The organism is Paenibacillus sp. JJ-223, from assembly GCF_927798175.1.
In the GTDB taxonomy this organism is placed as follows: domain Bacteria; phylum Bacillota; class Bacilli; order Paenibacillales; family Paenibacillaceae; genus Paenibacillus; species Paenibacillus hubeiensis.
Genome location: NZ_CAKMMP010000011.1, coordinates 91197 through 111560, shown reverse-complemented (window position 1 = coordinate 111560; position 20364 = coordinate 91197). Strand labels below are relative to the sequence as shown.

At 51.1% G+C, this 20364-nt stretch carries 17 protein-coding genes; 9 read left to right on the top strand and 8 right to left on the bottom strand.

Going from position 1 to position 20364, the window contains the following annotated elements:
• Positions 1-41: 41 nt before the first annotated feature.
• Both L6H98_RS19395 and L6H98_RS19390 read right to left on the bottom strand, forming a co-directional pair.
• A complete protein-coding gene (locus tag L6H98_RS19395; protein ID WP_236417551.1) occupies positions 42-1073 on the bottom strand; it encodes a ribonucleotide-diphosphate reductase subunit beta in 1032 nt (343 codons plus the stop codon).
• 147 nt (positions 1074-1220) lie between these two features.
• Positions 1221-3554: a ribonucleoside-diphosphate reductase subunit alpha gene (locus L6H98_RS19390; RefSeq protein WP_236417550.1), complete on the bottom strand. Its 2334-nt coding sequence runs from the start codon at positions 3552-3554 to the stop codon at positions 1221-1223.
• Positions 3555-4319: 765 nt separating this feature from the next.
• Between L6H98_RS19390 and L6H98_RS19385 the strand changes: the two genes are divergently transcribed.
• Positions 4320-4655: an MTH1187 family thiamine-binding protein gene (locus L6H98_RS19385; protein ID WP_236417549.1), complete on the top strand. Its 336-nt coding sequence runs from the start codon at positions 4320-4322 to the stop codon at positions 4653-4655.
• 117 nt (positions 4656-4772) lie between these two features.
• Here the strand turns inward: L6H98_RS19385 and L6H98_RS19380 are convergent, their stop codons facing one another.
• Complete coding sequence (locus L6H98_RS19380) at positions 4773-5294, bottom strand: stalk domain-containing protein (protein ID WP_236417771.1); 522 nt, start codon at positions 5292-5294, stop codon at positions 4773-4775.
• Between the two features lie 356 nt (positions 5295-5650).
• Positions 5651-6787, bottom strand: coding sequence for a PsbP-related protein (locus tag L6H98_RS19375; protein ID WP_236417548.1), 1137 nt, complete (start codon positions 6785-6787; stop codon positions 5651-5653).
• 356 nt (positions 6788-7143) lie between these two features.
• Here L6H98_RS19375 and L6H98_RS19370 point away from each other — a divergent pair, with 356 nt between their 5' ends.
• The 3 genes from L6H98_RS19370 to L6H98_RS19360 all read left to right on the top strand — a co-directional run bounded on the left by L6H98_RS19370 (position 7144) and on the right by L6H98_RS19360 (position 9790).
• Entirely contained in the window at positions 7144-7248 is a 105-nt protein-coding gene (locus tag L6H98_RS19370) for a YjcZ family sporulation protein (protein ID WP_236417547.1), read from the top strand.
• Positions 7249-7659: 411 nt separating this feature from the next.
• Positions 7660-7782, top strand: coding sequence for a YjcZ family sporulation protein (locus tag L6H98_RS19365; RefSeq protein ID WP_236417769.1), 123 nt, complete (start codon positions 7660-7662; stop codon positions 7780-7782).
• 484 nt (positions 7783-8266) lie between these two features.
• Positions 8267-9790 carry an HD domain-containing phosphohydrolase gene (locus L6H98_RS19360; protein ID WP_236417546.1) on the top strand — a complete coding sequence of 508 codons (1524 nt, stop codon included), beginning with the start codon at positions 8267-8269 and terminating at the stop codon, positions 9788-9790.
• Here the strand turns inward: L6H98_RS19360 and L6H98_RS19355 are convergent.
• Entirely contained in the window at positions 9783-10436 is a 654-nt protein-coding gene (locus L6H98_RS19355) for a phosphatase PAP2 family protein (RefSeq protein ID WP_236417545.1), read from the bottom strand. The genes L6H98_RS19360 and L6H98_RS19355 overlap by 8 nt on opposite strands.
• A 221-nt stretch (positions 10437-10657) precedes the next feature.
• Here L6H98_RS19355 and L6H98_RS19350 point away from each other — a divergent pair, with 221 nt between their 5' ends.
• Together L6H98_RS19350 and L6H98_RS19345 are read left to right on the top strand one after the other, a co-directional pair.
• Positions 10658-12070, top strand: a complete 1413-nt coding sequence (locus L6H98_RS19350; protein ID WP_236417544.1) for an ATP-binding protein — start codon at positions 10658-10660, stop codon at positions 12068-12070.
• A 157-nt stretch (positions 12071-12227) separates the two neighbouring features.
• Positions 12228-12602: a RidA family protein gene (locus L6H98_RS19345; RefSeq protein WP_236417543.1), complete on the top strand. Its 375-nt coding sequence runs from the start codon at positions 12228-12230 to the stop codon at positions 12600-12602.
• 115 nt (positions 12603-12717) lie between these two features.
• On the opposite strand, the gene L6H98_RS19340 is transcribed toward L6H98_RS19345, so the two are convergent.
• Entirely contained in the window at positions 12718-13476 is a 759-nt protein-coding gene (locus L6H98_RS19340) for a tryptophan-rich sensory protein (protein ID WP_236417542.1), read from the bottom strand.
• Positions 13477-13698: 222 nt separating this feature from the next.
• Between L6H98_RS19340 and L6H98_RS19335 the strand changes: the two genes are divergently transcribed.
• The gene (locus L6H98_RS19335) at positions 13699-14667 is read left to right on the top strand and encodes a bile acid:sodium symporter (protein WP_236417541.1); all 969 of its coding nucleotides are present in this window, start codon (positions 13699-13701) and stop codon (positions 14665-14667) included.
• A gap of 235 nt (positions 14668-14902) precedes the next feature.
• On the opposite strand, the gene L6H98_RS19330 is transcribed toward L6H98_RS19335, so the two are convergent.
• Complete coding sequence (locus L6H98_RS19330; protein WP_236417540.1) at positions 14903-16531, bottom strand: helix-turn-helix domain-containing protein; 1629 nt, start codon at positions 16529-16531, stop codon at positions 14903-14905.
• A complete protein-coding gene (locus L6H98_RS19325) occupies positions 16528-18366 on the bottom strand; it encodes a sensor histidine kinase (protein ID WP_236417539.1) in 1839 nt (612 codons plus the stop codon). The genes L6H98_RS19330 and L6H98_RS19325 overlap by 4 nt, the downstream gene beginning before the upstream one ends.
• A 143-nt stretch (positions 18367-18509) precedes the next feature.
• Between L6H98_RS19325 and L6H98_RS19320 the strand changes: the two genes are divergently transcribed.
• Both L6H98_RS19320 and L6H98_RS19315 read left to right on the top strand, forming a co-directional pair.
• Positions 18510-19391, top strand: coding sequence for a sugar ABC transporter permease (locus L6H98_RS19320; RefSeq protein ID WP_236417538.1), 882 nt, complete (start codon positions 18510-18512; stop codon positions 19389-19391).
• Positions 19391-20227, top strand: coding sequence for a carbohydrate ABC transporter permease (locus L6H98_RS19315; RefSeq protein ID WP_236417537.1), 837 nt, complete (start codon positions 19391-19393; stop codon positions 20225-20227). The genes L6H98_RS19320 and L6H98_RS19315 overlap by 1 nt, the downstream gene beginning before the upstream one ends.
• Positions 20228-20364 lie beyond the last annotated feature (137 nt).

Here is a 20364-nt window from a genome sequence, read left to right as displayed (position 1 = left end):
TCTGCCAAGTCAGGCATGGGCAAGCCGATGTTGACTGAGTTTTACAAATCGTCGAACCCGTTGTCGTCGCCGACTTTGCCGTAGTTGCGGGATTTGGCTTCGAAGAAGTCTGTTTTGGTTGCGTTCAGCGCTTCGTCGGAGAATGGTTTGATCCAAGGCATGCAGTTGACGTCAACGCCTTCGTACGCTTTTTCCATGCCCATCAGGCGCAGGCGTTTGTTGGCGATGTATTTGATGTAATCGGAAAGCTCGTTCAGGTCGATGCCGTTTACGTTGCTGAGCGTGTAATGGGCCCAGTTGGTTTCGAGCTGCACGGCACGGTCGATCGTTTTGTAGACGTAGTCCATGTTTTCCGCTGTGTTCAGTTCTGGGAAGTCTGCGAGCAATTGTTTGAACACTTCGGCGAAGAAGTAGCAGTGCTGGTTCTCGTCGCGTTGGATGTACGAGATCATTTGGCTTGTCGCCATCATTTTCTGGTCACGGGCCAGGTTGTAGAAGAAGGCAAACGTGCTGTAGAAGAAAATGCCCTCCAGAATGAGGTCGGCAACCATCGCCTGGAAGAACGTCTGCGGAGACGGTTCGTCCCGGAAGCTTTGATAGATGTCGGAGATGAACTGGTTGCGTTCCAGCAATACCGGATCATGTTTCCAATACTCGAAAATTTCCTTTTGTTCCTGCTCGGATACGATGGAAGAAAGCACGTAGGAGTAGGATTGGTTATGAACCACTTCCTGCTGCCCGATAATCGCCGAGATCGCTTCGAGCGAGGAATCGGTGAAGTAGCGTTTCACGTCGCCCACAAACATCGTTTGCATGGAGTCCAGCACCGCAAGCAGGGAAATGTTGATCTTGAACGTACGCTGCTCCTCGGGGTCCAGCTGCGCGAACTGGGAAGCATCCTTGGACATCGGGATTTCATCCGCGATCCAGTGATTCAGGAGCAAAACCTTGTACAATTTGTACATGTGAGGCATCCGAATGTCATTCCAGTTCAGAATGCCCGAGCATTCACCTTCGATAATGCGGGTCGATTGGTTGGGGGCTTCCGTATTGAAAATTTTCTGTAATTGCATGAAACGATTCACTCCTTAAAAAATCTATTTCAACATCCGGGTGGATGCAATGATCCGGTTTTGGGCAAAAAACAACCAGGGCAGCGCCGGTTTGCAAAGAAAACAGGGTGCCCTGGAGGTTATCGTAACTCAGGGATAATTCATTAATCAGCTAGCGCAGGATTCGCATTCTTCGATGGTCAATGCGCGGCTGCGGACGTAATAGGTTGATTTCAGACCGGCTTTCCAGGCATGCAGATGCAGGTCCAGGAATTCGGTTGCTTTGATGTCCGGACGAACGTACAAGTTGAAGCTTTGGCCTTGGTCCACGTGGCGCTGGCGGGCCGAGGCCATGTTGATCGAAGCATGCTGATCCACCATGAACGCCGTTTTGTAGTACCAGATCGTTTTTTCGGACAGATCCGGTGCCGGGTTGGCGATTTTGTACGTCGTTTTCTCTTCGTAGGACAACAGCTCATAGAGCGGGTCGATGCTGGCCGTCGAGCCAGCAATGATGGACGTCGAGCCGTTCGGCGCGATCGCGAACATCCACGCATTGCGCACGCCGTTCCGCTGCACTTCGGCTTGCAGTTCTTTCCATTGCTCCGTCGTTACGAATTCGCCGACGCGGTTGCCTGTCGTGTAATCACGCTGCTCGAAATATTGCCCGCTTTCCCAGTCGGAGCCTTTGAATTTCGGATAATGTCCTTTTTCCTTGGCCAGCTCCATGCTGGATTTCACGAGCAGGTAGTTGATTTTTTCGTACAGGTTGTCGTTGTAGGTCACGGCTTCGTCGGACTCCCAACGGATGCCTTCCAGGGCAAGCAGATGGTGCAATCCGAATGTTCCAAGGCCCACGGCACGATATTGGCTGTTCGTGTATTGGGCTTGCAGCACTTCGATATTGTTGATGTCGATCACGTTGTCGAGCATGCGAACCTGGATCGGAATCAGGCGCTCCAACACGTTATGAGGCACGGCGCGTGCCAAGTGGATGGAGTTCAGGTTGCATACCACGAAATCGCCGGGAACTTTTGAAATGACGATGCGCGTTTGGCCGTCCTTCGTGACGAGTTCTTCTTTTTCCACGACGGTTGCCGATTGGTTCTGCATGATTTCCGTGCACAGGTTGGAAGAGTATACCATGCCGTGTGCGCGGTTCGGGTTCGCGCGGTTGACCGTATCGCGATAGAACATGTAAGGCGTGCCGGTTTCAAGCTGGGACTTCATGATACGTTTCATGATGTCGATCGCTTGTACCGTAATGCGGGACAGCAACGGATGGTTGACGGCTTCCTCGTACTTCTCGCGGAATGTACCTTGGCCAAACGTTTCGTCGTAGAAGTCTTCCAACCCGAGTGCGCGTCCGTTTTCGTCTTTCCATCCCATCACTTTCTTCACTTCGTGCGGGCAGAACAGGCTCCACTCGCCACGCTGCTCGACACGTTCCATGAACAAGTCAGGCAGACATACGCCGTGGAATACGTCATGCGCACGCATACGCTCGTCCCCGTTGTTCAGCTTCAGGTCAAGGAAGGCGAGAATGTCTTTGTGGAATACGTCCAGATAAACGGCGATTGCGCCTTTCCGCGTACCGAGCTGATCCACGCTGACGGCTGTATTGTTCAACTGGCGAATCCATGGGATGACGCCGGAGCTTGTGTTTTTGTGTCCGCGAATGTCGGAGCCGCGCGCTCTGACTTTGCCGAGGTAGACGCCGATGCCGCCGCCCATTTTGCTTAGACGTGCCACGTCGGTATTGGAGTCGAAGATGCCTTCCAGCGAATCATCCACGGTATCGATGAAGCAGCTGGAGAGCTGTCCGGCTACCTTTTTGCCGGCATTGGACATCGTTGGCGTCGCTGCCGTCATGTACATGTTGCTCATTGCCCAGTACGCTTCTTTGACCAGGTTCATGCGTTTCTCGGCTGGTTCCTGGTGCATCAGGTACATGGCGATGACCATGTAACGCTCTTGCGGAAGTTCCATGACTTTGCCGTCAAAATCATGGGCGAGGTAACGTTCTGCCAGCGTAAGCAGGCCAATATAGTCGAACAGCAGGTCATTGCGGTAGTCGATGCAGTCTGCGAGCTCGTCGATCTGCTCTTTGGTATAACATTCGAGCAATTCTTCGCGATAGATGCCCTTTTTCACCAGATCTACGATCAACGGGTAGAAAGCACCGTACGGCTCGTCCGGATAGGATTTGTAGCGGCGGTTGTTGGCCGCTTTTTTGTACAGTGAAGTGAGCAGGGAACGCGCTGCGGCGAATTTCCAGTTGGGTTCCTCTTTGCTGACGAGCTCCAAGGCGCTCATCATAAACGCGGAACTGATTTCGTCCCCGGTGACCTCGTCGCGGCGAAGCTTGCTGTTCACCCCGCGTACCAGGCGCTCCTTGTCGAGCATCTCCAAATCTTGCAGAATGCGGTCGGCATAGACCGAAATGCGCATGTCGTCAAAGGCCAGCTGACGATTGTTCGGCTTGGTCACAACTTGTGGCATGGATATTCCTCTCTTTCATACGGTCAAAGTGTTTTGGAAAATTCTTATGTTAAGAATTGAGTTGTTACGATGTGGTGTAGCTGCTAATTCGTGCTGTTTCGTATGCGGACAAAATGGCTGCTGCAATGGCTATTCAAATGCTTAGGCAGCAAGTTGCGGGTAAGGCAGTGCACGGTGCATGTCCATACAAAAAGCATTCTCCCTGCCTCACGGCCGAAAATGCTTTCTGATGTCCGGCTGTCCTCTTCATGCCTCCAAAAAGCTGGTTAACACAGGGACACCGTATGTAAACAGTGCTGGTGCCAAAATATGATGGAAGCCGATGGACTTGCGCAGTCCAAACAGCCCCGGTGCCTCGAGGTCGACTCTGTTCGTGGAGAGCAATGCGCACCTGCCAAAGATGTCTTTGTAGGTAGTCCCATTTTTGTTTCTCGCGAACCTGCAGAAGTAGACTCATAGAAGCGGGGTTATAACATTTCACTACATTTTGTTGCTGCTATCCTAATGTAACCCAACATATAGTGTTTGTAAACAGGCCGATAAGCCAAAACGTAATTCCGAGTATATCATATGAAGCCTCAATACCGCAAAGGAAAAGGACTGGAAGATTTGCGGATTGCCCAAAAAAAATTTTCGTCAAAAGAGGGTGACGTTTTAACGTCAGTTTGAATTGGCGTTCATTCAACTGGTACAATAAAATAAGTCAAAAACGATCACAAAATGGGTGGCCGAGCGGATTTGCACGGTCAGAGGGAGGCTAGCGAAATGGCAATAGCGGAAGTAACTGTAATTCCGATCGGAACCGGAACCACCAGCTTGAGCGGTTATGTAGCGGATATGCAAAAAGTATTGGAAAGGCAGCGGGGAATTACATATCAGCTGACCTCGATGAGCACGATTATCGAAGGACCGCTGGACGAAGTGTTCACGGCGATTGCCGCGCTGCACGAGGCTCCGTTCCTGTCGGGAGCGCAGCGGGTATCCACGTCCGTAAAAATCGACGACAGGCGCGACAAACCGGGTGCATCCAGTGAACAAAAGCTGCAGTCGGTGCGCGACAAACTAACTGCGCTGCCGTCCCGTCCGCAAGAATTGAATTAAACCTGCATTTTCGTGAATTCTGTTGTGTTAAATTACGAATTCCTGGCATCTTGTTATGGCCTAAATTAATGCAAACAAAAAGCTTCACGCTTACACAGCGGAAGCTTTTTGTTTGCATTAACGGATGAGGCCCGCTTCTTTTAGATCTGCCCGTTTAAGAACGAGGGAACCTTGAAGCTTTTTATAGCGAATGGTTTTTCCGGTCGGATCGGCAACAACCTTTTCCTCATTTTCTTTCAGGCCATTGGCATCCACGGTTAATAGCGTTTTTAGGTCTTTGGAAACGGTATATACATCTGCAGAATCACCCTTAAGCTTGACTTCATAACCATAAGAAGCGGACAGGTCGATTAGAGTGATCCACTCGGACTGGGACTGGCTTTTGGCCGAAAACTGAATGGACCGATTGGCACTTTGATAATTTACTTCGTAACCAAGCAGTTTCGCAGCTTCCCGCAATTGGACATATGTATTCCCTTTATAGAGCAATTGATCAGAGGAAACGGATCTCGATTGACCGTTGACCACGATTTTGAAGTTAGCAATAGTAGCCTGAATTTTTTGAGAAGTTGCGGCTACAGCCATGGAAGAAGACCCAATCAACATCCCCAGCGATAATGCCACAATCACCTTTTTCATTTTCACTTGAATCATCACTCCTAGAACAAGATATGGTGTTATCTGAGAATCATACCCGATTGTGACAAGATAGACACGGGTTGATATCATTATTTTTATAATGCTAATGGCTCAATTATCATTTTGATTTATGTTCTGAGGTTTTTATGAAAGAAGTACTATTGTCCTTCATTTTTGCGATAAATTCTTTGATGACTGTGTCCTTTTTTGACATGAGTCCGGTCTAGACGTGCACGAACGCCTATAGAGAGTCAAAGAGCGAGCCTCCCGTTGTTTTAACATCGGGAGCTCGCTCTTTGTGTTTTACGAATATTCTGGTGAATATGGCGTTAACGTTCTCTTTCTGTGGAAAGAAATTATTCTTGTTCCAGGAGTGCTGCACCAATCAGTGTGGCATTCGTATACCCGCCGCTGATGTTGGCGAAAGAGAAATTGGTGATTGGCGGCCCAATCACAGTGGCATAATCGCCTTCCAACAGATCACCGGTGCTGTTCGGATAGACTGCAACGATATTGTTCTCGTTATCATCCATGATGTGAATCACGGAGAAGGTTGCGCCCAAGGAATTATTTTCTTCGACGCTGACGACCTCGCCGCTAATTTGAATGAATGATTCGAAATAGTTGGCGATGTTTTTATTCAAGTGTTTCGGCGTTACGGCAGGGTCTACCAGTTTTTTAACTTTTTTCTGAACATCAGGCGTCTCGGGAATGAACAAGTCACTATTTTGGGCAAAGAAATCGTAGGATGGCTGCTCCATGAACGCAGTTTGTTCAGTGATGATTGGCGTGATCTCGTTGAAGAAATCAGCCGCCGTTTCAAATGCGACGTCATCTGATCCGGCAGCATCGCTGGCCTTCGTGCCAGTGGTTTGTGCTGTTGCCGGCGAAATGGTCACGGAATTCAAAATATCCTCAACCTCTTTTTTACCGGCATCATCGTAGGAATCCTTGCCATAGGTCAGCGTAGCAGTATACAGTTCCGCATTCACGGGAATCATGTATTGGACCATGACCACCTCGACGCCGGCTGCGTTTTTATAAGTGCCTTGCAACACGCCGCCTTTAAAATCTTTATTTGGCTTATCGGTGTAACTGGTTTTTTGATATCCTTCAATACCTGCGTTTATGCCGTTGTTAACATAGTACTCAACAAGCGTAGCGGCCAACTGCTCGGGATCAGCAACCCCGCTTGCGTTGGCTTCAATCGTAAAATTGATATTATCCGCAAACTTGGTAGCGGCAGGGTCGGAAAAGGCCGCTTTGATGGCAGGCGAGTTCAGCTGGCTTGTATCAAATTCTTTCCAATCTTCTGGATATGAGAAGGAAAAGCCTTCTCCGCTGTATGTAGTATATTTTGCGCTTTCATTGGCCGTTGCTTCGGTAGTCGTTGTCGTTTGAGGCTGAGTTGTTTCCGATGTTGTCGATTTTTCTGCATTCCCGCAAGCGCTGAGTAGTGCGGCAAGGGCGAGAACGGTAATTATCTTTTTCATTGATATATTCTCCTAAGTGCTATTCCCATCGGCTGGGATATTTTTTCTGTGGTTATTGTTGACTTTGGATCGGTGAGGATATGCCAATGATGTGGATAGATTCGCCTTGTAGATAGGTTCCATCTCTTTCATAGAGAATCCATGTCCCGGTTGAACATAAACCGTTTCTTCTTTTTGCTTCTGCCTCCTTTCCTCATTGGTGTGCACCCCTCAGGTAAATTATAACGCTTCTTGCTGAATAAGGTTTCAATTTGTTTTTGTTTCAGGCAGAAATCGCCCATTTTCGGCATGAGCCCGGTCTTGAAGGGGAGAAATGCATATAGTGAATCGTACCCCACGTTAAAGGAGGGTTTTACATGAGTGGAGTTGTAGGTGCTTACGGCAACCCGTGGACATCGACAGGCGCCATCTTGGTCCTGTTCATTCTCTTGGTCATCATCACCAAATCTTTCTGGGTATAGCTTGATCGACTCCGCCGGGCAACCGGCGGAGTTTTTCTTTTGCGGACAAGCTCGGGGAGGAAGAAAGGCCAGAAGTTTCACGGCGGCATGGATCAAAGACAGGGTACGAAAGCCCATTTTGTGCCAAGAGGGCCATAGCCCGGTCCGGGAAAGGGCTGGATACATAGCTTAGGGGTGTAGGCAAATGCTAAGGAGGAATGAACGATGAGCGAAGTGAATAAACCGAAAACACCGAACGGGAAAGGTCATGTTTACTCTAATAATATGGGAGGTTATGCAAATATGCAGGGAAATGCAGGTTATGATGCGAATGGGTACGGACATGGTTACCCTAACAGTTATGGTTACGGTTACGGCTATGGAATGCCAACGGGGTATGGCTATGGATATCAGCCGAACCAAGGTCCTGTTATGAAACAGGATTATCAGCAAAACTATGGATGCTACGGGTACGGCGGCGGCTGGAGTTCGGTGGGCACCATCCTCGTATTGTTCATCCTTCTGGTCATTATTTCCAAAACGTTTTTCATCTAATGGGCACATAACATGGAAAAACACCCGGAACCCAATTCCGGGTGTTTTGTGTATGTTTTCAGTCTTCTCTGGAATAAGTGATGTCCAAACAACAAAAGCCCTGCCTCTCTTTTGTCCTTGCGGCTCCGATGACCGCGCCAGTGTGAATGGAAAAATCTTGCGTACCCTGCAAATACCGGGTCAGTGCAATTCAGGTTCTTCAATCTCCATGGGTTAAGTGATACATATTCGCTGCGGATGCAGCATGAAGAAAATATTCAGGGGTTAAAAGAAGAGTGAAAATCATTTGAGGTTGTAAACCAACTTTATTATCATACCACATCATGTAATTTTTTGCAAATATATTGAATCCTTTTCATGATTGCGCACGGCCTAAATATTAATTCTTTCCGCCCAATTTGCCGATAACACATATACAAGCGTCATCAAGATCCGCCTTATTGACAGGGGAAGAAGTGATGCAAATGGAGAGTGAGGGATAAGGGTGGAAATTTACCGTTCGTTTGTAGTTCGTTTGTTGCGGAATTATGTGATGGGCTCCGTGGCGGCTTTGGTCATGATTGGAACTGTCATGATGGTTTCCACCTTGCAATTCCCAAAAGCCCAACTTATGCACCTGATCGTTATTGTAGCGATTTCCCTGCTGTCGATGACAGGGTTCGAATGGCTGACCCTCAAGCGTCAACTTCGCCCGATAAGGCGCTTTTTTGCTGCCAAGCGAACGGATCGGGCCGAATTGAACGGAATATATGAGCGAATTCACCGTTTGCCGGAACAGGCGGCTTATCGCATTCTGGGTCCCCATTTGTTTGGCTTTGCCCTGCCGGCAGCAGGTCTAACGTGGTGGATGTTCTTTAAGGGCTGGATCCAATTCTCGCCCGAATATGTAGCTATTGCAGCGGTCTGCGCGCTGTTGATTGCCGGGATGCATGCTTTGGCCGAGTATTATCTCACCGTGCTGGCCATCAGGCCGTTACTGCTGGAGGTAAGAAGGCTGGGAAAGATCCAGCATGGCTTCGAGCCGTCGCTTGGCGGTCGCATCATGGTATCCTTTCAGCGCAAAATCCGGTTAAGCACAGCCATGATCAGTCTGTTTCCTCTGCTATTGTTCTTTTTTGCCACTTCGATTCGCTTGCAGTACGTGGACCATGAGTTTGCCCGGGAATATCTGATATGGGCCCTTCTGATCGTCATCCTGGGGGCAGGGGTTGCCATGGTCGGGAGCTGGCTGCTGATTCGCGATGTACGAGACCCCGTGAAGGAACTGACCGAGGAGATGAACCGCATTCAAGAGGGGGATTTCGGCCGAAGGATGCCGGATTTGTACGGCGATGAATTTTCCGCGCTGATCGCCGGATTCAACATGATGATTAACCGGCTCGAAATCAGGCAGGAGCGCAACCGGCAACTGACGCAGAGCTACTTTACGATGCTGGCAGCCGCCCTGGATGCAAGGGACAAGTATACGGCCGGACATTCGATGCGTGTCGCTGAATATTCCCTCATGATCGGCAAGCTGAGCGGAATGAGCGAGGAGCAGTCAGACCTTTTATACAAATCTGCCCTGCTGCACGACATCGGCAAAATTGGAATTCCGGATGAAGTTCTGCACAAAGACGGCAAGTTGACCGACGATGAGTTCGACATTATCAAAACGCACCCCGTGCTGGGGGAAAACCTGTTGCAGCAAATCGAGCCGGCTGAAGCGATGGCGGATTTTCTGCCGGGAGTGCGCTCGCACCATGAACGTTATGATGGAAAAGGGTATCCGGATGGGAAAGCGGGTCAGGATATTCCGGTATTCGGTCGCATTATCGCGGTAGCGGATGCATTTGATGCCATGACCTCGGACCGCCCGTACCGGAGCGGAATGAGCCATGAACGGGCATTGGCCATTTTAGAGGAAGGAAAGGGGACCCAATGGGACCCCCATTATGCGGGTTTGTTCATCAATGAATGGAGGCGCAGGCAGCATCTCCACGGTTCGCCGGACAAAAGGGTCAGTTGATTCTTTCTGTCCATTTGGATTCTTTTCTGCGCCGGCGGTGCAGGAATAGTCCGGTAACCAGTGTGAAAATGAGCTCGCCCAAGATGATAGCTCCGAGCGCATCGTAGATGACATGCTGCTTGATCAGCAGGGTCGAGAGCACGATGACTGCCGAACCGCTGGCGATGAGCAGTTTCACTTGCCGCTTTATTCCCTGGACGGAGAATGCCGCCCGCATGACCAGGTAGGAGTATAAGGCATGAATGCTGGGAAAGCAGTTGAACGGTTCGTCCCGGTCATAAAGCCAGCTTACGATGGAACTGCCGATGCCGCTTCCCGTAATCACGGGGCGGTGTACCGTCGTCTGAAAATTGAAATAAATGAGATAACAGATCCAAACACAGATGTTCATGGACAACAACACCCGGTAATAGACTTCTCGGTCTTTGGCACAGAGATAAGCGAGCACGCCGAAAACGAACGGATACCATCCCAGGTATGGAATGGACATCAAGGGAAGGAACGGAATCGCTTGATCGATGGGTGAGCGCAACACGACGAATCCGCGATCAGGTGAATTGAGGACATCATAGAACAGTCCCATAACGACAAGCGAGAGCATCAGGCTCAAAGACAGCCAGTAGGATTTGCTTTTTAGCGATTGCACGGCAGTGCTTCTCCTTTCGTCCACGTCTGCAAGGAAGTGGATGCAACGAATAAATAGACAATAATATATTTTACAATTTTAAGCGCACAAATTGAATCGGGATTTGTGTGTTTTTTTGTGTACATTTTCCAGGGCAGAATGTCGAAGATTGGCTGAGCGTGATATGATGAAGGTACAAAAGGGCCGTCCATTGCGATGGTTGGGACAACGGGAGTGAGTGAATGGAATTTTCAAAAATGTTCGTCATGAATATGGGGATGCTGATTACATTCGCCTATCTTGCTAGTCTGTTCTATAAATACGTTGTCATACGAACTTCTCCCAAATTTAAACAAATGATATCGGTGTTCCTGCTCATACTGGCCGGGTGGATCAGCATGGTTTTTGGCTTCCAACTGAACGATGAGGTCATTTTCGATCTTCGCTTCGTTCCGTTGATCGTTGCAGTGCTGACGTACAGGCAGCCTTATAGCGTTTTCCTGATCGGGTTGGGGATCGGACTGACTCGGTTAACCTTCGGAATTAACGAGGCCACGCTGGCCGGATTGATCAACTTGACTATACTTGGCGCAGTGTGCGCAGGATTGAATGTCTGGATGAGGCGAACGGACTATAGGCTGATTATCAAGGCCGTGCTTGTGATCCTGATCGTAAATATGGTTAACAGCCTCAACATTGCCGCGTTTGGCGTCATCCCGGCAACATACTTTTTCTCGCATATCATGCCTTACACGCTGCCGGCCGGCGTCGTGCTCAGCTTCGTATTTACCGTTATTCTGCGGGATTTTCAGAATGAACAGAATCGGATTGTGCTCATACAGAGCACCAATCGCCTGTTATCCTTGCAAAAGGAAGAACTGCAGCGCGCTCAGGCGGTGCTGGAGGAGCGTGCGAGGCAGCTTGCGCTGGCTTCGCAGTACAAATCGGAATTTCTGGCCAACATGTCCCATGAGCTGCGGACGCCGCTGAACAGCGTCATTAATTTTGCGCAAATGATCAGTGAAAACACGGACACGATGGACAAGGAGGAGATCGTCCGATTTGCGGAGATGATCGACCAGTCCGGTCAGGAGCTGCTCGCGTTGATCAACGATATTTTGGATTTGTCCAAGGTGGAGGCAGGACGGCTGGATATCGTGCTTGAGCAGATTGGCGTCAAGCAGCTGGCCGAGGATGCGATGAGCCACTTTCTGTTGGTTGCGGAGAAGAAGGGCATTCAACTGCTGATGGAACAGGAACCGGGCGTCCCCGAGACGTTGTGGTCCGATCCGCAGCGCATCCAGCAGATTTTGCGCAACCTGGTGTCCAATGCGGTTAAATTCACGCATCAGGGGACCGTAAAGCTGACGATCAGCAGCGAGACCTGCAGCGAAGGCTTTTCGGGCCGGTGGATCGTCTTTTCCATTAAGGATACGGGAATCGGCATCCCGAAGGAACGGCACCAATCGATTTTCGAAGCATTTCAGCAGGCGGACGGTTCGATCAGCCGCAAATTCGGCGGCACAGGTCTGGGTCTGTCCATCAGCCGTGATTTGGCCGGATTGCTGGGTGGTTTTATTCAGCTTGAAAGCGCGGAGGGAGAAGGAAGCACCTTTCGTTTGTACCTGCCGTTGACTTGTGAAAAAATGAGTTAACAACGCGTATGCCGGGAGTGGAAGTTGGAAAATTCCTGAAGGTCGTCCTCTTTGGGCTATGCGCCGTCCTATGTAACGGACGTTAGTTGCCCGAGGACAGGATCGTGATATAATAATCATCAACCAAAACAGGATGAAAGCAAAGGAGATCATGTCCATGAAAAAACCAATCTCTACCGAGCAGGCGCCAGGCGCCATCGGACCATACAGCCAAGCGATCGAAGCCGGCGGCTTCGTTTACACTTCCGGCCAATTGGGACTCAATCCCCAAACGGGAGAATTTGGAGCAGATGTGCAGGAACAAGCGCGCCTGTCTTTGAGCAATGTAAAAGCCATTCTGGAAGCGGCGGGCACAAGCATGGATAAAGTGGTGAAAACGACGGTTTTCCTGAAAGACATGAACGATTTCGTGCCTGTAAACGAAGTGTACAGCAGCTTCTTCGAACAGCCTTATCCGGCACGCAGTGCGGTGGAGGTAGCCCGTCTGCCGAAGGATGCACTCGTCGAGATCGAGGTTATTGCCCTGAAATAGTTCTTGGACAGGCCAGAACCATAAAAGCCGAGTTTGGTTGGATAACCGGACTCGGCTTTTTATATGTCTATCGTTATGATGAAGCTAGTTTCTTATCCGCCCCTATATTAAAATGTCAGTCCCGGTCCTGATTGCTGGCCAGGAACAGCCACACCGCATAAATCGCCAGCACAATCGCTGCCGCGATTGCCGTATAATAGACGGAAATGACATCCTTTTGTTTGATCGCAATCGCGATGTAGGCCCAGGTGAAAACGAGTGGATAGAATCCGTCTCTGTATGGGAAGCTTACCAGCACCGCGAGCAACGTGCCCACGGCAAGCATGATGATTGCCCATGTTGAATCGCTGAGCCCGAAGCCGTCCCAACCGATTTTGCGCAATAACACGGCGACGTTAATGATGGTTGCCACGCTTATCCAGCCCAGATAGATGCTGAAGGGCAGTTTAATGAACCAGATCTCGGCCGTGGTAGGTATCGTAATGGCGCGTGTTCGTAAATACAATGCAATCAGGGACAGGAGCAGCATAACCATGATCAGCAAAGACAGCCCGATTTGCAGGTTCTGAAAAGCAAAAATCCAAGCAATATTCAGAGCGCAGCTGACGGGGAACCAATAACCCAGGCTGGGGATGGAATCCCTTTTCCGGGAAGAAGGCAGGAATCCATAGATCACGAACCCGGCAAGCAGCAAATAAATGAGTGCCCAGATCGAAAAGGCATATCCGGCCGGGGTGATCAAGACGGGGTACATATCAGATACTTGTTTGTTGGTCCTGCCGCCGATCGGCAGGGCATTGGATAGATAGTTCACGACAACCATGGCGGCAAAGCTAATGGCATTGATCCATTTGTATGGAAGATTACGAGACATGGCATTTCCTCCTTGGTATGCAGCAGATGAATGAACAGCGGGTCATCCTACCTTGAATATACCCAATTCCGGAAAAGTTTAAATAAGCGCATCTGAAAATTGTGACAGATAGGGGAGCAGGGAACGAGATGCGGATTTGTTTGCAGCGTCCTGTCCAAGGTTACGCGGAGGCGGAACATAATATGTCCCTCAGGGGATGGAGAAGAGCGGGGAAAGCATGGAATGAGACGTGAAACGATGGAGAAATACCAAAGCTGGTTTTACGTTGCGGCGCTGCTGGCAGGGGCGGCCATCGGACTGGAAAGTGAAAAGGGGGGAGCTGCGCTTGGAATGGCCGTATCCCCGGTACTCGCGGTGCTGTTATACAGCATGTTTGCGCAAATTCCTTTTTTGCAAGTCAGGGAGGCCTGGTCCAACCTTCGTTTCATGGGGGCGCTGTTAACGGCGAATTTCGTCGTGGTGCCCGTGGTTGTACTGGGACTTACGCTATTGTTCCCTCAATCGTCTCCTGTGCTGATCGGGGTTCTTTTGGTGCTGTTGACGCCTTGCATCGACTATGTCATCGTGTTCACCCAGTTAGGCAAAGGGAACGAGAAACTTGTGCTTGCCGCAACGCCATTGCTTTTTATTGCACAGATGGTGCTGCTGCCGCTGTATTTGTGGCTGTTTGTCGGTAGTGAGGCAGCCCGGGTGATGGAAGTGGGGCCGTTTGTCGAAGCCTTTCTGTTTTTGATCGTTATTCCGATGGTGTTGGCACTTCTTACGCAGCTGTGGGGCAAACGCAGGAAAAAAGGAGAGGCCGTGCTTCAGGCAGCGGCCTGGCTGCCGGTCCCGCTGATGGCGCTGGCCCTGCTTGTGGTGGTAGCCTCCCAAATCGGCAAAGTTCGCGAGGATATCGGGGTCATCGTTGGCGTCGTGCCAATCTATGTGGCTTTTGCTGTCGTCATGCCAATCGTTTCGCGGTTCATCGCGGCAATTTTTCGCTTGGACGTCGGTTCGGGACGAGCCGTGATCTTCAGTTCGGCCACGCGTAATTCGCTGGTAGTTATGCCACTGGCCCTGGCGCTGCCGCAGGAATGGGCGACGATGGCGGCGGCGGTCATCGTGACGCAAACGATGGTTGAGCTAGTTGCGGAACTGGTTTATATCAGGTTGGTCCCTGCGTGGATCATGAGAGATCGACTGACTTGAGAAAAAGACGTCCCATGGCCCTGTACTATGCGCAACGAACATTGCACACCTTATTCGGCAGAATATGACCTTTAATTTCGGCTAACGAACCTCAGACACGCTATTGCTGGCCGAATGGACTCAGCACACACCATTTTCTTGAAATAGCGTGTCTACGGTTCGTTAGCGCCTCAAAAGGTCATCTTTTCGGCGAATAAGACGTCTCAGGTTCCTTAGAGCTTAGAATATTTCGCTTCTAATTCACCTCGGATGACATTTTCCGGTATTCCCCAGGCGTCATACCCTCCATTTTTTTAAAGACCTTGCTAAAGTACTTTTCATCCTGATACCCTACCATCTCCGCAATTTGGGCAAGTCGCAGGGAAGGGTTCTGCAGCAGCAGCTTGGCGTTGTTCATCCGCTGTCTTCCAAGGTATTCGGACCAATTGAGCCCGAATTGCTGCTTGAACTTGCGCGAAATGTATTCGCGGCTCAGATAAAATTTCGCTGCAATCTGCTGCAGGGAAAGATCCTCCTTATAATGGGCTTCCGTATAACGCGCGATGTCGCTCATCGGGTCGGAGTTTGCAGGATGCGGCGCGATCAGCGCCTTGCCTGCAGCCAGCAATCGGTGCTCCAGTTGGGACTGGAACAAGCGGATTGATAATCGGCCGGCCCGGTCCAGGGGCAGTTCCGCAAAAGGAAAAGCCTGCTCTTCGATGGTATCCAGATCCATCGCCGTAGGCAGGTCTTCCTGGTCGTCCAGCCAACGGCCGATCATCCACTCGAATTCGTCCATCCACTGCTGCAGTTGTTCGCCCGTAATGACCTCAAGCTGAGAGATGGGTTCGATCCACTCGGCAACGGCTGCCGATATGCTCGCCGCATTGCCGCTCATGGCTGCGACGCGCCACGTTTCCTCCATCGATGACAGGCGCTTTGGTTTGTTTCCGGACTGGACAGGGGGAGAAAGGTGAAGGCATCCTGCGGATTGGCGTATATTTCTTCGCCACAAGCGAAGCCGAGCCTCCTGGTAAGCCGCCGATATCCCTCCGGGATAAGCGTCGCAAGAAGAGATGCCAAAATGCAAATGGCGTTGGAGCGTCTGGTCCATACCTTGGTTGACTTTCTCCAGAAGGGACTGCAGACCGACGCTGTCTCCCCAATAGAGCAGCACGACTTCATCAGGCTGCTCCAAATGCCGGAATGCGACGCCTTTGTCCGGGGTGTTGAACGACTCGGCCGCGATATTGATGACCGAGAAGGCGAGCAGTTCAGGCTGGCTCCGGTATTTGGCCAGTATACCTGCATCGAGATGGGACAGGCTTGTCACGGCTACGCTGCAACAGGGCAGCGCATCAGGAAAGCTCAACTCGTCCCGAAGCTGCTGCAGCCGGGACGCGCCATTCGTCCGACCGGCGACGAGAGCGGTCAACAGCCTGTCCTGATAATGCGGGCGCATCCGGTTCACAACGATGGATTGTGTGGCGGATTGCCTGCGCGCGGCCTCCGCCTCGCTCCAAGCTCGGATGGCTTTGCCCAGGGAAGCGTTCAGTTCGTCCGCTTCGACGGGTTTAAGCAAATAATCCATGCCGCCGTAACGGATGGCGTGCCGAACCAGCTCAAAGTCGTCATAACCGCTGATGACCACCACTTTACTATGCGGAGCGTGAGTCGAAATCCACTCCAGCAATGCCATGCCGTCTTTCCCCGGCATGCGCATGTCGCTGAGAATAAGTTCCGGAGATTCGGCGGTGATGACCGCCACGGCTTCATTTCCGTCTGCAGCTTCCAGCAATGTTTCGACCCCAAGCTCAGTCCAATGACCAAGCAGACGGATGGCGTCGCGAACGTGTTTTTCGTCATCGACGATCAGTGCTTTCATGGTGTCCACTCTCCTGCGTATAGTTTAATGGTAATGGTGACGCCGCCTTCCTCGCGATTACTGACCGACAGACTGGCTGGGGATTCGGGCGGCGAGTGCAATTGAAGCCTGCGGATGACATTACGCAGACCGATGGATTCGGAATCATCCGCCGCGGTGCCTGCGGTTTCCGCATTCTGTTCATGCTGTTGCATCCACCCTTGAATTTCCTTCAACCGTTGTTCGGATATATGCGGCCCATTGTTCTCCACTTCGATCTCGACCTGTTGCTCATTAGTGCGGCGGCTGGACACGCGGATTACTGCTTGACCAGGCTGTACGTCTGCCCCGTGCTTGAAGCAGTTTTCAATGATGGGCTGCAGCGTCATTCTGGGGAGTCTAGTCTCCAACGTGTCCCCGGCAAAGCGCAGGTGCACCTCCAGACGTTCGCCGAAACGCTCCTGCTGCAATTGCAAATATAACCGGGCATGCTCCGCTTCCTCCTGCAAGGTGACAAGCGCTTGTTCCCGCATGCTGTAACGAAGCATTTTGGACAGGGAAGAGAGCAGCGTATATACCCGCTCTCCCTGCTGCTGCAGTGCAAGCGTGCCGATGGACTGCAGGGTATTGTACAGAAAGTGCGGATGAATCTGGGCCTGCAATGCTTTGAGCTGATTGGTTTTATTGGCGATCTCCAACCGGTATTCCCGCAAAATCAGGTTGTTCACCGTATCCATCATATCCCGGAAGTGGCGGGCCAGCACGCCGAATTCATCCCGGCTTTTCAGTTGGATGTTGACATGAAGGCGACCGGCCTGGATTTGATTCATGTACCGCATCAATTGTTTGAGCGGCCCTGTGATGCGGATGGAAATAAACAACGTGGCCACGATGACGAGCAGCAGCGCCGCAATGGCAATGAGCGCATTATTCCAGGTCAGCGAGGTGGCTTGGGCATACAACGTTTCATTCGGAATCTGTTTGACGATGGTCCAATCGGCGAAGCGGCTGCCAAGCTGCTGATAGACATACATGGAACGTTCTTGCTCAAAATGTCCGGATGCGGGAAAGGCTTGTCCCGAGCCTGCTCGTACAAGATCCAACTGTTCCGTCGCCTTAGCGCTCAGAGCTTCCGTACCTTCGATGCTCGACGTGCCTTGATAAATGATGCGGTTCTGCCCGTCTACCACATAGATCTGTTCTTTGGCTGGGTCGTAAAGCCGGTTGCAGATGGCTGCGATCGTATCCATGTTGAGGTCGATGGCGAGCACCCCGAGCTGTTCCGTCGAAGGGATGTCCATAATGATCCGGCGCAGAGTCACGACCGTTCGAGGGGCACCCCCTGCGGCGGAAGCCTTGAAGCCATAGGAATGGCTGACGTGTGCAGGCTCAAACCAAATGTCGGTTTGTCCCTGTGCGACATCGTCATGCGGGAAGCCGGCATAAGCCTGCTCCCGTTCCTCTCTTTTTGGAAATGGATCGGTAATCAAGGTCGACTGATTGGCCACATAAGAGTGCAGATATAGTTGAAACACGTCCGGAACGGAAGTGCGAATCGTTTGCAGCGTCGTGTAGATTTCGGCTACGGCACGGTAGTCCCCCGGAATTTTGATCAGGTTGCGCAAAAATTTCGGATCGTTGTACACGGCCAGTGAAGCCTTCGCAACGTTGTCGAGCACGTTGTTTAGATTGGTGGACGCCTGATAAATCAGGCGGATGTTCTCTTGCGTCGCCTGTTCGCGCAAGGCCGTTTTCGTCTGGGTAAAGGTCATGTACGTAGACGCCAGCAGCGGCAGCGTTGTAGCAATGAGCATAAAGGCAATCAGTTTGATGCGAATGCTGTAGTATTTGGACATCGAAACACCCTTCCGGCTTAGGTATGGGAGAGGACAATATTTTACACCCAACTGTTCACAAGGGTCGGTGTTTCCTGCGGCAGCATTGGGGTTTAATAGAAAAAGAGACCGAATCCATCCAACCATAGAAGGGGGAGAACGACATGAAGCATCGCGGGTCATCACAGCTGTTGCAGCAGCTTGTGTTTGTGGGTCCCTCCATCGTCTTTTTTATTCTCATTATCGTCATTCCTTTCCTGCTCGGCATGGTGTATTCTTTTACCGACTGGAATGGCGTGTCCGCGACGATCAACTGGATTGGGCTCGACAACTTCCTGCATATTTTTGCAAACGATCCCAAGTTCCAGACCGCATTCTGGTTTACGGTGCGCTTTACGGTGGTTGGCGTGGTGCTGACCAACATCATCGGATTTTTCCTGGCGTATTTCCTGACCAAACCGCTGAAGTCGAGAAACATGCTGCGCACGATTTTTTTCATGCCCAACGTCATCGGCGGATTGCTGCTCGGCTTCATCTGGCAATTCATATTTGTGAAAGGGTTTTCAACAATAGGCGACCTGACCGGCTGGTCCTTCTTTAATCTCCCCTGGCTGGGGGACGAGGCGACGGCCTTCTGGGGAATCGTCATTGTGTTTGTATGGCAGACTGCAGGTTATCTGATGGTGATCTACATTTCTTCCTTGACCAACGTCTCCCCGGATCTGCTGGAGGCCGCCGAAATCGACGGAGCAAGCCGCTGGCAGATCTTGCGCAGCATCATCGTACCGCTCATCATGCCGGGCGTGACCATCTGTCTGTTTTTGGCCATCTCCTGGTCGTTCAAAATGTTCGATCTCAACCTGTCGCTCACGAAAGGCGGACCGTTCGGCTCAACCGAGTCGGTGGCGCTCAACATCTACAATGAGGCCTTCGTGAACAACCGATACGGGATCGGGACGGCCAAAGCATTTGTGTTCTTTGTCATCGTGGCCATCATTACGATCATTCAGGTACGGCTGACCAAGAGCAAGGAGGTGGAGGCATAATGGAAACAAGCAAAAATTATCGGTTCGGGACGCTGCTTACCGAGGTGATCATGGTACTGGTCGGGCTGCTGTTCCTCGTCCCGTTCTACTTCCTGTTCGTCAATTCGGTCAAAACGTTTGGTGACCTGCTCACCAATTCGGCCGCATGGCCCGAGTCGTTCCAGTGGGCGAACTATTCGAACGCATGGGAAAAAATAAACTTTCCTTCCGCGCTGGTCAATTCGCTGATCGTTACGATCGTCAGCAACCTGCTGCTGGTGCTCATCAGCTCGATGGCGGCTTATCGGATGGTTCGCAGCAACACCCGGTTCAACCGGATCTTGTTCGGCCTGTTCATCGCCGCAATGGTGATTCCGTTCCAGTCTATCATGATTCCGCTGGTGACGGTAACCAGCAATCTGGGTCTGATCGACAGTCTCCCCGGGCTGATCATTTGTTATCTCGGTTTTGGGGCCCCCATGTCGATATTTCTGTTCCACGGATTCGTTAAGTCCGTGCCGGTCGAGATTGAAGAGGCTGCACGAGTGGACGGAAGCTCCGTATACGGCGTGTTCTTCCGCATCGTGTTTCCGCTCATGAAGCCGATGTATGTTACGGTCATCATCCTGAACACGCTTTGGATCTGGAACGATTACCTGCTGCCGTCCCTGATCCTGCAAAGCTCCAATCTGCGCACGATACCGATTGCGACCTTTGCGCTGTTCGGCCAGTACACGAAACAGTGGGATTTGGCACTACCTGCGCTGGTGCTCGGCATTATGCCGATTATCATATTCTTTTTGTTAATGCAAAAATACATTATTCAGGGGATCACGGCGGGATCAGTTAAAGGGTAGGTGTAGGAGTGCGAGTGTGGTCGCTCCGGGAGCAGTTGCACTTCCGATCGCTGTTGCTCCCCGGTGGCTTGAACGAGTAGGGCAAGGAAGCCACCGGGTATCAAAGGCGACCGCTGCGCTTCTCCAGTGCATTCAGC